A 14,585-nucleotide genomic window follows, 5' to 3' on the forward strand; every position below is an offset into this window, starting at 1 on the left:
TATGTCTGTCATTGCATTCAAAATTTGCAAATGATATGGTGGTACATGAGGTGAAAATTATGGAAAATTTTGATATTGCTATTATTGGAGCGGGACCAGGTGGCTATGTGGCTGCCATACATGCAGCCAAGAATGGCAAAAAAGTAGCACTCATCGAACGAGATAAATTGGGAGGAGCCTGCTATAATGTTGGCTGCATTCCATCTAAGATTTTATTGGAGCATAGTAAACTTGTGCAGGAAATAAAAAGAGGGAATAGCTGGGGAATAGAAGTGCCTAAAGTGGAAATTAATTTTCCTCGACTAATGCAACGGAAAGATACAATTATTCATGAACTACTAACAAACCTTGAGCAATATATTATCAATAATCATATAACTTTATATCGTGGTGAAGCTTCAATCGGAAAGGACTTAACGATAACTATCGGGAATGAGACGATAATGGCATCAGATATAATTTTAGCGACAGGTAGTAAACCCTTTGTTCCACGATTCAAAGGGTTAGAGACATCCACCTACCATACGACGGACACATTTTTTGAGATAGACAAGCTTCCAGCACAGCTAACAATCATTGGCGGGGGCGTAATTGCCATTGAAATGGCGTTTAGTTTAGCACCACTTGGTACAAAGGTAACAGTGCTTAATCATAGCGAGGATATTTTACAAACGGAAGAGGCGGAAGCAAGACCGCTGATTCGAGAAAAGATGAAGAAACTTGGTATTGAACTTGTGACAGATTTTCAATTTGAAAAATTTGAAGGTAATATCATTCATACATCTAAAGGATCTTATACATATGAAAACCTTTTATTTGCAACTGGACGTCGTCCTAATATAGAAATTGCTGAGCATCTAGGATTAGCTTTTGATGGTCGATTAATAGCTGTCAATGAGCATTTTGAAACAAGCCTGCCGAATATTTATGCAATTGGTGACTTAGTGGGTGGTTATCAACTTGCACATTCTGCCAGTGCTGAAGGAATTTACGTTGTCGATTATATTGTAGGAAATCAACCAATACCAATTGATCAAACAAGCATTCCACGTTGTGTTTATACAAACCCTGAAATTGCTACATTTGGTTTACTAGAAGAGCAAGTAAAGGCACCGTACATTGTAACGAAAATGCCACTACAAACAAACCCAAAGGCATTAATGGAGGGGAATACTGAAGGCTTTGTCAAGCTAATTTCATCTAAGGATAATGGGCAAATTTTAGGGGCTTGTGTAGTAGCTGATGGTGCAACAGAAATACTTAATGCACTATTAGCAACAAAAAATGCTGGTGGTACAGCTCGAACACTTGCACATATGATTTTTCCACATCCTACTGTATCGGAGCATATTGGAGATGTGGCTAAAGCTGTGTTTGGGAAAGCAATACACCAATAAAAAGCTGTTGACATTCTAGAAATTTATGTTAAATTAATTTTATAAGAATACTAGGAATTTAAGTTAACTAGACATCTAGAGGCTTCTATTTTACAAAACGATGTTTCATCGATTTGTAGAATAGGGGCCTTTTTTATAACATTGCTAAAAGGAGTGGGCAAGATGACAAAAGCAGTCATTATTAATGGAAGTAATTCGAAAAATTCTAGAGTTACCGCCATTCATGAAAAGGTGGAGAATCATTTCATTGCACAAGGAGTAGAGGTTCACTCAAATTATATACATGAGCTCCCAGCTACAGATTTATTAACAGCGAATTTTTCTAGTAAGCAAATACAGTCTGAAAATGAGCATGTTAAGGAAGCAGATTTTATTGTCATCCTTACACCAATTTATAAAGCATCCTATACAGGTATTTTGAAGACTTACTTGGATCTACTACCGCAAAAAGCCTTGCTCGATAAGGCTATACTCCCTATTGCTGTAGGAGGTTCGATCAGTCATTTGTTGGCATTGGAATATGCATTAAAGCCAGTATTAGCTGTACTAGGAGCCACTTCCATTACCAATTCTGTTTACATTGTAGATAAAAAAATTATACGTTTGGAAGAGGGCGGCTTTGCGATAGAAGAAGAGGCTATTAGTAGACTTGAAGCACAATTAGATCAGTTGCAGCAAGCATTCATTGTTAATTAGAAATAAAAACGCATTATAGGGGCATCCTATAATGCGTTATTTTTTAATTTCCTTCTGGATTTTCTTCATTCTCCACAGGTATTGTAGAGAGATATAAGAAAGCCTCATCTTGCAATAGCAATATTTTTTCTTCACAAATTCCATGCGATAATGGTCCAGAAAAAATGGACTCCCACCATGTTCCTGTTGTTGTTGTCATTCATCTACGCCCCCGTTTCGGTTTTAATATGTAGTTGTATATTTCCCGAGATGAAAAAACTAAAACATTTCATTTCACATATTGCTATTTCACCCCCTCGATGTAGAAAGAGGATTTTTGCCTCTCGATGTTGTATCGTATAGACAAAGATAGTTTGTTTCAAAATGAAAAAACTATGTATGCCATTTTAAAAAAAGGGGTGCTTTATTGATGAATTTTACGTCACAAGATGTGGAAAATATGATTACAGAGCAACGTCAATTTTATTTTTCCCGTGCTACAAAAAGTGTGAAATTTAGAAAAGAGCAATTAAAGAAATTAAAAACTTCAATTTTGAAATATGAGAAGGAAATATTGAATGCGCTTTACTTAGACCTTCGTAAAAGTGAATTTGAAGCGTATGCAACAGAAATTGGCATTGTATTAGATAGTATTTCATATATGGTAAAACATGTAGAAGAATGGATGGAACCAGAAGCAGTCAAAACACCAATACAATATCAAATGGGTAAGAGCTTTATTGTTCGTGAGCCCTATGGCGTAACGTTAATTATTGGGCCATTTAATTATCCATTCCAACTTGTAATGGAGCCACTGATTGGCGCCATAGTTGGAGGAAACACAGCAATCGTCAAACCATCAGAAACCTCTGTACACACAGCAGTCATTGTGAAAAAAATCATTGAGGAAACATTCCCGTCTTCATATGTACGTGTCGTGGAAGGCGAAAAGGAAGAGGTTACGGCTCTTATTCATGCTTCCTTCGATTATATCTTTTTTACAGGTAGTGTAGCTGTTGGTAAAGTAGTAGCAAAAGCTGCTGCAGAACGTTTGACACCAGTTGCGTTAGAGCTTGGTGGCAAAAGTCCAGCAATTGTCGATCAAACAGCAAATCTAGAGGTAGCAGCAAAGCGGATTGTGTGGGGTAAATTTACTAATACTGGACAGACATGTGTGGCCCCTGATTATCTGCTTGTACACAAAGACGTTTATGACCGTTTTATGAAAATATTAAAAGAAACAATCCGTTCGTTTTATGGCAAAAATCCTTTAAAAAGCCCTGATTATGGACGTATCGTTAATTTAAAACAATTTGATCGTTTACAGCAAATAATTGTGAACGAACGTGATGCCATTACATATGGTGGACGAATAGATCGGGATGATTTATATATTGAACCTACAATCGTAGAATATGTAAAATGGACAAGTCCATCCATGCAGGAAGAACTATTTGGTCCTATCTTACCTGTTATGATGTATAATGATTTGCCACTTGCCATTCATCAAATCCGGCAATTACCAAAGCCTTTAGCGGCATACTTCTTCTCAGAACATGAAAAAGCCATGCAATACTTTTTAGAAGAATTACCATTTGGTGGGGGATGTATTAACGACACCATCACACATGTTGGAAATTTACATTTACCATTTGGTGGTGTAGGTCCATCAGGTGTGAAAGCATACCATGGCAAAGCGAGCTTTGAAAACTTTACTCACCCGAAATCTATCTTGAAGAAATCTTCCAAGCTGGAGACAAATGTGTTGTTCCCGCCATATAAACAGAAAGTGAAAATTGTGCGCTCAATTATGAAATAGTTTAACAATGGAGGTATCTTCTTGATGCCTCCATTGTAACTATAAGCTTACCATGCATAGACAAGTGTTCTCTAAATAACCTTTTCTCGTTATGTCGAAAAATGCCGATTGGTGATTATAAATGAAAATTTGAAGAAAACATGATTTTTCCTCAAATGAAAGCGGTTTCGTTGAAAAAACACTAGAGAGGCATTTTATTTATCATGAAATAAGTAGTAAAATAAGTTCAATAGAACGTGGGGGATTTCATATTGTCGTTTTTTGTCGATTATTAAGAATGATGACATGAGTGTAGAGATTGATTGGAGGATTATGAAATGTATGCAGAGGAATTGTTAAGCGCATTACCTTTGAAAAAAATAATTGGCGTGCTGCCAGATCAGGTTAGCGATATCGTAGTAGATTCAAGAAGTGTGCAACCAAATAGCATGTTTGTTTGTATCAAAGGGTATACAGTAGATGGGCATGATTATGCGCAAAAGGCTGTAGATGGTGGCGCAACAATTGTTGTGACGGAGCGAGAATTACCGCTAGGAGAGACAATCGCACAAGTGATTGTGAAAGATACAGATCGTGCAGTAGGTTTACTAGCTGCAAAGTTCTTTGATTACCCTTCAAAGGACATAACGATGATTGGTGTAACGGGAACGAATGGTAAAACATCCGTAACAGGAATTATTCAAAATATAATGCATGGTATGGGCGAGAAATCGGCTTTATCAGGCACAATTGGCTTTAATTTAAATGGAATTTTATATGAATCAGCTAATACAACGAGTGATGCGTTATCGACACAACAAATGATTTTCCGTGCAAAAATGGAAGGCTGTCGATTAATGACAATGGAAGTTTCATCACACGGGTTAGCACTTGGACGTTTAGCAGGTGTTGATTATGATATCGCTATTTTTACGAATCTAACGCACGATCATCTTGATTTCCATGGTACGATGGAGGAATATGGCCATGCAAAAGGCTTATTATTTTCCCAACTTGGACAAGATTTAGAAAAAAATAAATTTGTTGTGTTGAATGCAGACGATGCTTGGTCAGAGAGATATGCTGCAATGACACCATTTCCAGTGTGGACATATGGTTTAAAAAATGAAAATGCTGATTTCCGCGCCATTAACTGTGAATATCACGACTATATGACTTCATTTGACGTGGAAATGCCTGAAGGAATTTATCGTGTAAAAATGAATTTGCTTGGGGAATTTAATATTTATAATGTATTGGCAGCCATGATTGCGTTTTATGGTAGGGGCTATTCAATGGAGTCCATTATTGAACAAATCGAGCAACTACCGCCAGTCAAGGGTCGTATGGAGAAAGTATGTTCAGATCTACCTGTGCAAATTTTTATTGATTATGCCCATACTCCAGATGCAATTGAAAAGGCAATTCAAGCAGCGCAACCTTATAAAAAGGGCAAGTTGATTTTCTTAGTTGGAACAGGTGGCAATCGTGATAAATCAAAGCGTCCTGCCATGGCTGAAAAAGCGTCTGCTGCGGAATATGTTATTTTAACGACAGATGATCCACGCTATGAAGACTTCGATAGTATTACAGGCGATCTTGCTAAAGGTATGCTTCATGATAATTATGCTTGTATTGGAGATCGTGCAGAGGCAGTGCGCCATGCGATTGAAATTGCTGAACCGGGTGACATGATTATTTTTGCTGGTAAAGGCCATGAGGATTATCAAATTATCGAAAATACAAAATTTCCACATAGTGATGCAGAAATTGCGATAGAAGCAGGCCGATTAAAATTCGTGTGATGAAAGCTAAATTCTTAGGAAACCCTTTTAGTTGTAACTAAAGGGTTTTCTTTTTTGAGATTTCATGTAAAAAGGTTGTACGAAAGGCAAGTCTTCTTTTATTATTATTAAGTATGAAAAAAGGAGAATGACGAGATGAATTCAAATTTAGAACAAGATATACTATCGCGTCGTACTTTTGCCATTATCAGTCACCCTGATGCTGGGAAAACGACGATTACAGAAAAGCTTTTACTTTTTGGTGGTGCTATTCGTGATGCAGGTACAGTAAAAGGTAAAAAAACAGGTAAATTTGCAACATCGGACTGGATGGAGATCGAAAAACAACGTGGGATTTCGGTTACTTCATCTGTCATGCAATTCGATTATAACGGCTCTCGTGTGAATATCTTGGATACCCCTGGTCACCAAGATTTCTCGGAAGACACATATCGTACATTGATGGCTGTAGATAGTGCTGTCATGGTAGTGGATGCTGCCAAAGGGATCGAGGCACAGACTTTAAAGCTATTTAAGGTTTGTAAAATGCGTGGTATTCCTATTTTTACATTTATTAATAAGTTAGACCGTCAAGGGAAAGAGCCGCTTGAATTGATCGAAGAGCTTGAAGAGGTATTAGGTATCAATGCATATCCTATGAACTGGCCAATCGGTATGGGTAAAGAGTTCCTTGGTATTTATGATCGTTACAATAAACGCATTGAGCAATTCCGTACAGATGAAGCGGAACGTTTCTTACCAATTGACGACAATGGGGAGCTTGCTGTGGAGCATCCAATGAAGGTGACTTCTTATTATTCACAAGCAATGGACGATATTTTACTTTTAGATGAAGCGGGGAATGCGTATTCTGAGGAAAAAATTCGTCGTGGGGAATTAACACCTGTATTCTTTGGTTCAGCATTAACGAACTTTGGTGTTCAAACTTTCCTGGAAACCTATTTACAATTCGCACCGACGCCACAGCCAAGAATTACTGAAGATGAGCAGTTTATTGATCCTGTGGAGCATGATGAGTTTTCAGGTTTTATTTTCAAGATTCAGGCCAATATGAATCCAGCACACCGTGATCGTATTGCCTTTGTACGTATTGTTTCTGGTAAATTTGAACGTGGAATGAATATGACGTTATCTCGTACAGGGAAGTCATTTAAAGTCACACAATCTACACAGTTCCTTGCAGACGATCGTGAGACAGTAGATGAAGCAGTTGCTGGTGATATTATTGGTTTATACGATACAGGAACATACCAAATTGGAGACACTGTTGTAGGTGGCAAGAAAACATTCCAATTTGAAAAATTACCACAGTTTACACCAGAATTATTCGTCCGTGTAACGGCGAAGAACGTTATGAAATCAAAGCAATTCCATAAAGGGATTTTACAATTAGTGCAAGAGGGTGCTATTCAATACTATAAAACGCTGCATACAGAGGAAGTTATACTTGGAGCAGTTGGTCAATTACAATTTGAAGTATTTGAACATCGTATGAAAAATGAATACAATGTGGAAGTAAAAATGGAGCCAATTGGTTCGAAAATCGCACGCTGGATTGAAAATGAAGAGGATGTCAAAGAATCAATGTCATCAGGTCGATCAATGCTTGTAAAAGACCGTTTTGACAATCTTGTTTTCCTATTTGAAAATGAGTTCGCTATGCGTTGGTTTGCAGATAAAAACGAAAACATTAAACTTTATAGCCTTTTATAATTATAAAACACGAATCGACAATTTTGCGATTCGTGTTTTTTTGCAAGGAAAAATGACACTGTTTGTAGAATATATACATTATTAGGAAATATAAGTTTCCTTAGAGATAGTATCTCAATAAAAGGAGCTTATTTATAAAATAATCTCCTTTTCGGCTATCATAGAAAGGAAGAGGTAGAAAAGGAGTTTGTTTATATGAATATTAGTCATTTTTCTATTAAAAGACCTGTCTTTACGATTGTTACTATGCTTTTTGTCATCATACTAGGCGGTGTATCTTTATTAAAAATACCGATTACGTTAATTCCAGAGTTAAATCCTCCTATTGGAGTGGTTGTCACCTCTTATCCTGGGGCAAGCCCGACGGAGGTAAATGAAAAGATAACGAAGCCATTAGAGGCTACACTTGCCACCTTACCTGGTATCAAAAAAATCCAGTCAACCTCACAGGAAGGCTCCAATTTAATTGTGCTTGAGTTCAACTGGTCCACAAATATGGATGTTGTCCAACTTGATATTTTACAGCGAATTGATATGACCCCATTGCCTAATGATGCTGGCAAGCCTAGTTTCCTAAAATTTGATCCGTCTCAATTTCCTATTATTCAGCTGTCTTTACGTGCGGAAAATAATCAAGTAGATGTACGTGTATTAGCAGAGCACTTAGAGAAGGAACTGCTACGGACAGAGGGTGTTGCCAGTGTGAATGTTTCTGGCAAATTGATTGATGAAATCCAAATAGTATTGGATGAAGCAAAGCTTGTTGAAAAAGGCTTGACTCAGACAGACGTGATGCAAATAGTTCAAGCGAATAATGTGTCTCTTCCTGGTGAGCCTGTTTCAACAGATGATGGCAAAATGCTAACAACACGTATAGTTAGCACATTATCTTCTCCGGAAAGCATTGCCAATTTAATTGTTTCGGTGGACCCTTTAACGGGCAAATCATTAACCATTGGTGATCTTGCAACCGTTGAGAGGACAGAACAACAATCTATTACCACAACACGAGCAAATGAGCATCCAGCAGTTCTTATGTCTGTATTACAGGAATCTGGTGCAAATACGGCAGAGGTTTCTAAGGATTTTCAGAAGGCCTTAGAGACATTACTAAAGAAAGATCAGTATAAAGGTATCACAGCAGATATTTTAATTGATCAAGGTAATTATGTGGATTTAGCGATTAGTAATATTGGCTCTTCCTTACTCTTAGGTGGATTATTTGCGATGTTCATCCTATTTGTTTTTTTACGTAGTGTAAAGAGTCCGATCATCATTGGTATTGCGATTCCTTACTCCGTTATTGTCACGTTTGTTTTGATGTTTTTTGCGGATTTTTCCCTCAATATTATGACATTAGGTGCTCTGGCACTTGGAATTGGTATGCTTGTGGATAATGCCATAGTCGTTATTGAGAATATAGAAAGACATCTAGGACTAGAAAAGGACCCGATAACTGCAGCAAAGGAAGGAACAAAGGAAGTAGCCCTTGCCATTACAGCTTCCACTTTAACCACAATAGCAGTATTCATTCCTGTTATGTTCATCGAAGGATTGATTGGTCAAATATTTACAGAGTTTGCCTTAACAATCTCATTCAGCTTAATTGCATCTTTAGTAGTTGCGCTTACAGTCGTTCCGATGCTAGCAAGTCGACTTTTAAAAATGAAAAACAATAATTTTTATGTACAACGCAGTAAATCACGTTTTTATAGGCATTACAAGGCATCAATTGTATGGGTACTAAAGCATCGAATGCTTATACTGCTTTTTACAGTGGTTTGCTTTAGTCTTTCTTTGTTTGGACTGACTAGAATAGGTACTGAATTTTTACCGCCTACAGATGAGGGATTCACCTCTATAAGTGTCAATCTTGAAAAAGGTGTCGCTGTATCAGAAACAGAAAAGATTGTTAAGCAAATTGAGGAACGTTTAAAGCAGGAAAAGGATGTAGATGTGTATGTTAGTTTAATTGGCGGTACACAACAATCCCAAGCACGTGGACAAACTAGCGCCAACCAAGCTGAGATATATGTAAAGCTTGTCCCATTAGCAGAAAGGCAACGTTCCATTTTTAAATTTGTAGAAGAGCTAGAACAAGATATACAGGGAGAGCTTGAAGAGCAAGCTGAAATTACATTTAATGTATCGACAGCTACAGGATCGTCACCACACACCTTAACATTCCGTTTAACAGATTCCGATGAACAGAGGCTACAGCAAACTGTTAAGAAAGTGCAGCAGGAACTACTAGCGATTCAGCAAGTGACAAATGTCTCTACGGATTTAGATAATACTGTTCAAGAGATTCAAATTGAGGTTAATCGTGAAAAAGCAAAAGACTATGGTTTTGCTCCAGCACAAATCGCTCAAACTGTAAATCAAATGACAAAAGGTCAATTAACGTCCCAATTGATTACTGATGACGGTGCAGTATTACCCGTTTATACAGGTTTTGGGCAGTCATTTAATACGAATATAGATGCTTTAAAAGCCATGCAGCTGCGTTCGCCAGCAGGATTATTTGTAAAATTAGAGGAAGTGGCTACCGTTTCTATACAAGAGGGGCCAGTATCCATTCGTCGTTCTGATCAAGCAGCAGCAGTGGCCTTTTTTGTAGATTATGAAACAAAGGAATCGTTGGGAGGAATCTCTGCAAAAGTAGATAAAGCATTAGAACAAGTTAATTTACCATCTACTACTCAAGTTGTGTTCAGTGGGGACAGAGAGCTCTATGATAGTGCAATTGATGATATGTTACTAGCTGTGATGCTAGCCATCGTGCTTGTATATATTGTGATGGCAGCTCAATTTGAGTCATTTAAATATCCGTTTGTTATCATGTTTACTGTTCCATTAATGATCATTGGTGTGGCGATAGCTATGTTCCTAACAAATACTTTAATTGGTGTAACCTCAGTTATCGGTATCCTAGTACTAGTAGGAATAGTCGTAAATAACGGTATTGTGCTGGTAGATTATATTAATCAGCAAAAGGCAATGGGCATGCCAGCTTATGAGGCAATTTTACTTGCTACCCAAGATCGGCTTCGTCCAATTTTAATGACAGCCTTAACAACTATTTTAGGGCTTTTACCACTCGCACTGGGCATTGGAGAAGGGACCGAGATGAATCAGCCAATGGGGATTGCTGTTATCGGAGGGCTTATGACCTCAACTTTACTGACGCTGTATATTGTACCGATCATTTACAGTTTAATGGATAAAGAAACAAGAAAGATGCACTAGGTTCAAGGGGGAATGGGAGATGAAGGTTCATTTTTTTACAGGTTTTCCTGGTTTCATTTCGAGTCAACTAATTCGAGCATTATTTCAAAAGAAACAAGCACAACAAGTAATTACCATCGTATTGGCAGGTGAAACCATAAAGGCACATAAAGAAAAAAACAAAATATTAGAGGATTTTCCTGACTGTTCGATTCGAATTGTAGAAGGCGATATTACACTACCAAACCTTGGATTAGAAAATCAAATCATCAAAGAAATTGTACCGCAAATTGAAGTGCTTTGGCATTTAGCTGCTATCTATGATTTAGCTGTACCACGTGATATTGCCTGGAAGGTAAATGTTCATGGTACAACAATGGTTAATGATTTTGTTCGCACCTTACCAAATTTACAGCGCTATATGTATTTCAGCACTGCCTATGTGGCTGGTACACGTGAGGGCATACTGCGTGAAAATGAATTAATTCGACCAAGAGCATTTAAAAACAACTATGAGGAAACAAAATATGAGGCTGAGCACCGAGTAGAAGATTTAAAATCGGAAATACCATTGACAATAATTAGACCTGGAATTGTTCGTGGTCATTCCCAAACTGGTGAAACCATTAAATTTGATGGTCCTTATTTCTTCTTAAACTTAGTTGAACGTTTAAAGGGTTTACCTTTTATTCCGTACATTGGTCAAACTTCATCGACAATTAATGTAGTGCCAGTTGATTATATTATAAATGCTTCTACTTTTCTGGTTAGTGAACAGAGTGCAGAAGGGAAGACACTTCATTTAACTGATCCTAATCCTCACCCTGTACAGGAGGTATACCGTACAATGGTGAAACTAGTTACAAATTCTTATCCAAAAGGACGTTTACCATTTACATTGGCTAAGCTTTCATTGCAGATTCCATTTATTCGAAAAAAATTAGGTGTCGAACAAGAAACATTAGATTATTTAACATGGAATGCTTCATTTGATACGACTGAAGCACATCATATCTTACAAAAAGGTGGTATTACATGTCCTGATTTTATACAGACGATGCCAAAAATGATTGAGTTTTATTTAGCACATAAGGAAGAGAAGAGCTATCAAATTCAGATTAAGTAACGAAAAAAACATATAGATATTTTTGTCAGTTGTAAATGATAGTGCTATAATATTTGAAAGAAGATACCTTCGACAATTTGTCAAAGGGGAGTAGCTAACAGGTAATTAACTTTCCCTGGTTTCACATTCGTCAAGACATGGTACAACCATCGGGTGTGATAGTGAATGGCTCTATACGTATGACGTGTAGATTGAAGTACCATAAATAGAAAGGGTACGAATTTACTTAGCGAGACCTTTGCCTGAATTAGGGCAGGGGTTTTTTTCTTTTATACTTGAATGACAGGGTCATTGAGGGTATAGAGAGCTTAGAGGAGGCACTAGAATGGAAGCGATTTTATTACAATATGGCTGGGTATTAATTGTCCTTGTTGTATTAGAGGGATTACTAGCAGCTGATAACGCGGTAGTAATGGCTGTTATGGTGAAGCATTTACCACAAGAGCAGCAAAAAAAGGCGTTATTTTATGGACTATTTGGAGCATTGATATTCCGATTCTCCGCATTATTTGTTATTACTGTTTTAGTGAATTATTGGCAAATACAAGCGGTCGGTGCAGCTTATCTATTATTTATGTCTGCGAAAAATATATATGATTTACGAAAACATAAAGATGAAGAAGAAGCAGCAACCGAAAATGGTGGAAAAAAGGGTTCGGGTTTCTGGTTAACAGTACTAAAAGTAGAGGCTGCCGATATAGCATTTGCTATTGATTCGATGCTAGCAGCCGTTGCAATTGCTGTAACTTTGCCACACTTAGGTGAATTTGATATTGGTGGCATCAATGGCGGTCAGTTCATTGTGATGCTCCTTGGTGGATTTATTGGTGTCATTATGATGCGGTTTGCTGCCCAATGGTTTGTAAAAATATTAAATGATTACCCTTCACTTGAAACAGCGGCATTTCTAATCGTTGGCTGGGTAGGTGTGAAGTTAGTTGTCTTAACATTGGCTCATGAGAAGGTGGGAATATTGCCTAAAGAATTTCCACATTCCACGGCATGGGAGTTAACATTCTGGATTGTCCTAATAGGTATTGCTTTTGTCGGCTATTTAGTCGGTGTAAGAAAGAAAAAATAAGTAGATGAACGTTGGAGGAATAGTTATCACTATTCCTCTTTCTTTTTTTATGTATTTTTTCTATACTATAATCTATCTAGTTGGGCATCATATGTGGGAGGAGTTGTTAAAGTGCCTTGGAAAAAATCATCAAATAAACTAGTCACACCATTTCAGGTACTTGTTTCTTATTATTTTATAGCGATAGCGATTTCCTTCCTGTTATTACGGCTTCCAGGCGTTCATCAAGAAGGTGTAAAAGTCTCTTTTTTAGATAGCTTGTTTACAGCAGTAAGTGCAGTAAGTGTTACTGGGTTAACAACCATTAATATTTCGGAAACCTATACTACCTTTGGGCTTGTAATGATTCTTGTTATTTTACAGTTAGGCGCCATTGGTATTATGTCACTTGGTACCTTTGTGTGGCTGCTTGTTGGGAAAAAAATAGGCATGCGTGAGCGACAGTTAATCATGATTGATCATAACCAGTACAGTGTCTCTGGTGTTGTTAAATTAATCCGCGAAATTTTAAAAATTTTATTTGGCATTGAATTAACGGGTACCATTATTTTAACGCTACATTTTACCAATTATTTTGATACATTAGAAGAAGCCTTTTTACATGGAATTTTTGCCTCTATTTCTGCTACGACAAATGGAGGATTCGATATAACGGGAATGAGCTTACTCCCATTCCATGATGATTATTTTGTACAGATGGTTACCATGGTACTGATTGTATTAGGTGCTATCGGATTTCCGGTATTAATTGAATTGAAGACTTTTTTGCTTAATCGACGCGAGAATTTCCGTTTTAGTTTATTTACTAAAATCACTACTTCAACATACGCTATTTTATTTATAGTTGGTGCACTTGTCATTTTACTCCTTGAATCATTCCATTCTTTTAAGGAAATGTCTTGGCATGAGGCATTATTTTCAGCAATGTTCCATTCTGTATCAACGAGATCAGCTGGACTGACTACTTACGATGTCACGACTTTTAGTGAAGCTACAGATATATTCATGAGCTTCCTGATGTTCATTGGCTCTTCCCCAAGCTCAGTTGGTGGAGGTATTCGCACCACAACTTTTGCCTTGGCCATTTTATTCTTAATTACCTTTGCTAGAGGAAGAGAGGATATCCAAGTATTTGGACGAGAAATTCATTTGATTGATGTCTTCCGATCATTTGTCGTAATTTTATTAGCCTTTTTCATGGTATTAGTTGCAACCCTTATCTTGCTTATAACAGAGCCACACGCATCTCTTATTCAAATTATTTTTGAAATTACTTCAGCGTTCGGTACATGTGGTATGTCGTTAGGCATAACATCTGATTTATCAGTGGTTGGTAAAATCATTATCATTATTTTAATGTTTATTGGTCGAGTTGGATTAATATCATTCCTTTATACTCTTGGGGGTGGCGGAAGAGGAAAGAAATCAGGCTTCCACTATCCGAAGGAACGAGTAATTATTGGTTAAATTTTTAAAGTATGTGAGGCATTAAGTAAGGAGTAATTCCATCGTAAACCTCATATAAAAGTAAAAAATATTATCTTGTCATAAAATATTCAAAAAATTTAAACTTTTATTTCCTGATTAGATAGATTGTTTTTTGGGCATTTTTTACAAAGTTTTATCAATCTTTATTTAAGGAATTTGACCTATATTGGTAAGGCTGGCTATGAGTACTTAACTAACCGAACAATGAAGCGCAGAAGGAATAAATTTAGCAGTCTTTATTGTTACTATGAGGATTTAAGAATCGTTTAAGTAA

Annotated in this window: 10 protein-coding genes; 9 read left to right on the forward strand and 1 reads right to left on the reverse strand. The window is 37.1% G+C overall.

Features of this window, described 5'->3' with window-relative positions; translation table 11 throughout:
• The first annotated feature begins 59 nt into the window (after nt 1–59).
• Nucleotides 60–1,397 (forward strand): dihydrolipoyl dehydrogenase, encoded by a 1,338-nt coding sequence (gene lpdA, locus NYE73_RS03825; protein ID WP_259951158.1) that lies wholly within the window; start codon nt 60–62, stop codon nt 1,395–1,397.
• Between the two features lie 162 nt (nt 1,398–1,559).
• The gene (ssuE, locus tag NYE73_RS03830; protein WP_259951159.1) at nt 1,560–2,093 is read left to right on the forward strand and encodes an NADPH-dependent FMN reductase; all 534 of its coding nucleotides are present in this window, start codon (nt 1,560–1,562) and stop codon (nt 2,091–2,093) included.
• Between the two features lie 43 nt (nt 2,094–2,136).
• Here ssuE and NYE73_RS03835 read toward each other — a convergent pair whose 3' ends face one another.
• Complete coding sequence (locus NYE73_RS03835; RefSeq protein ID WP_004224556.1) at nt 2,137–2,292, reverse strand: hypothetical protein; 156 nt, start codon at nt 2,290–2,292, stop codon at nt 2,137–2,139.
• A gap of 210 nt (nt 2,293–2,502) precedes the next feature.
• Between NYE73_RS03835 and NYE73_RS03840 the strand changes: the two genes are divergently transcribed.
• The 7 genes from NYE73_RS03840 to NYE73_RS03870 all read left to right on the forward strand — a co-directional run bounded on the left by NYE73_RS03840 (nt 2,503) and on the right by NYE73_RS03870 (nt 14,290).
• Nucleotides 2,503–3,891: an aldehyde dehydrogenase gene (locus NYE73_RS03840; RefSeq protein WP_259951160.1), complete on the forward strand. Its 1,389-nt coding sequence runs from the start codon at nt 2,503–2,505 to the stop codon at nt 3,889–3,891.
• Nucleotides 3,892–4,208: 317 nt separating this feature from the next.
• Nucleotides 4,209–5,675: a UDP-N-acetylmuramoyl-L-alanyl-D-glutamate--2,6-diaminopimelate ligase gene (locus tag NYE73_RS03845; RefSeq protein ID WP_054549802.1), complete on the forward strand. Its 1,467-nt coding sequence runs from the start codon at nt 4,209–4,211 to the stop codon at nt 5,673–5,675.
• Nucleotides 5,676–5,810: 135 nt separating this feature from the next.
• Entirely contained in the window at nt 5,811–7,388 is a 1,578-nt protein-coding gene (locus tag NYE73_RS03850; protein ID WP_048392002.1) for a peptide chain release factor 3, read from the forward strand.
• Between the two features lie 195 nt (nt 7,389–7,583).
• Entirely contained in the window at nt 7,584–10,637 is a 3,054-nt protein-coding gene (locus NYE73_RS03855) for an efflux RND transporter permease subunit (RefSeq protein WP_259951161.1), read from the forward strand.
• Nucleotides 10,638–10,656: 19 nt separating this feature from the next.
• Nucleotides 10,657–11,742 carry an SDR family oxidoreductase gene (locus NYE73_RS03860; RefSeq protein ID WP_048392000.1) on the forward strand — a complete coding sequence of 362 codons (1,086 nt, stop codon included), beginning with the start codon at nt 10,657–10,659 and terminating at the stop codon, nt 11,740–11,742.
• 325 nt (nt 11,743–12,067) lie between these two features.
• The gene (locus tag NYE73_RS03865; RefSeq protein WP_048391999.1) at nt 12,068–12,823 is read left to right on the forward strand and encodes a TerC family protein; all 756 of its coding nucleotides are present in this window, start codon (nt 12,068–12,070) and stop codon (nt 12,821–12,823) included.
• A 111-nt stretch (nt 12,824–12,934) separates the two neighbouring features.
• Nucleotides 12,935–14,290 carry a TrkH family potassium uptake protein gene (locus NYE73_RS03870; protein ID WP_054549806.1) on the forward strand — a complete coding sequence of 452 codons (1,356 nt, stop codon included), beginning with the start codon at nt 12,935–12,937 and terminating at the stop codon, nt 14,288–14,290.
• Nucleotides 14,291–14,585: the final 295 nt, after the last annotated feature.

The organism is Lysinibacillus sp. FSL K6-0102, from assembly GCF_038003545.1.
In the GTDB taxonomy this organism is placed as follows: domain Bacteria; phylum Bacillota; class Bacilli; order Bacillales_A; family Planococcaceae; genus Lysinibacillus; species Lysinibacillus capsici.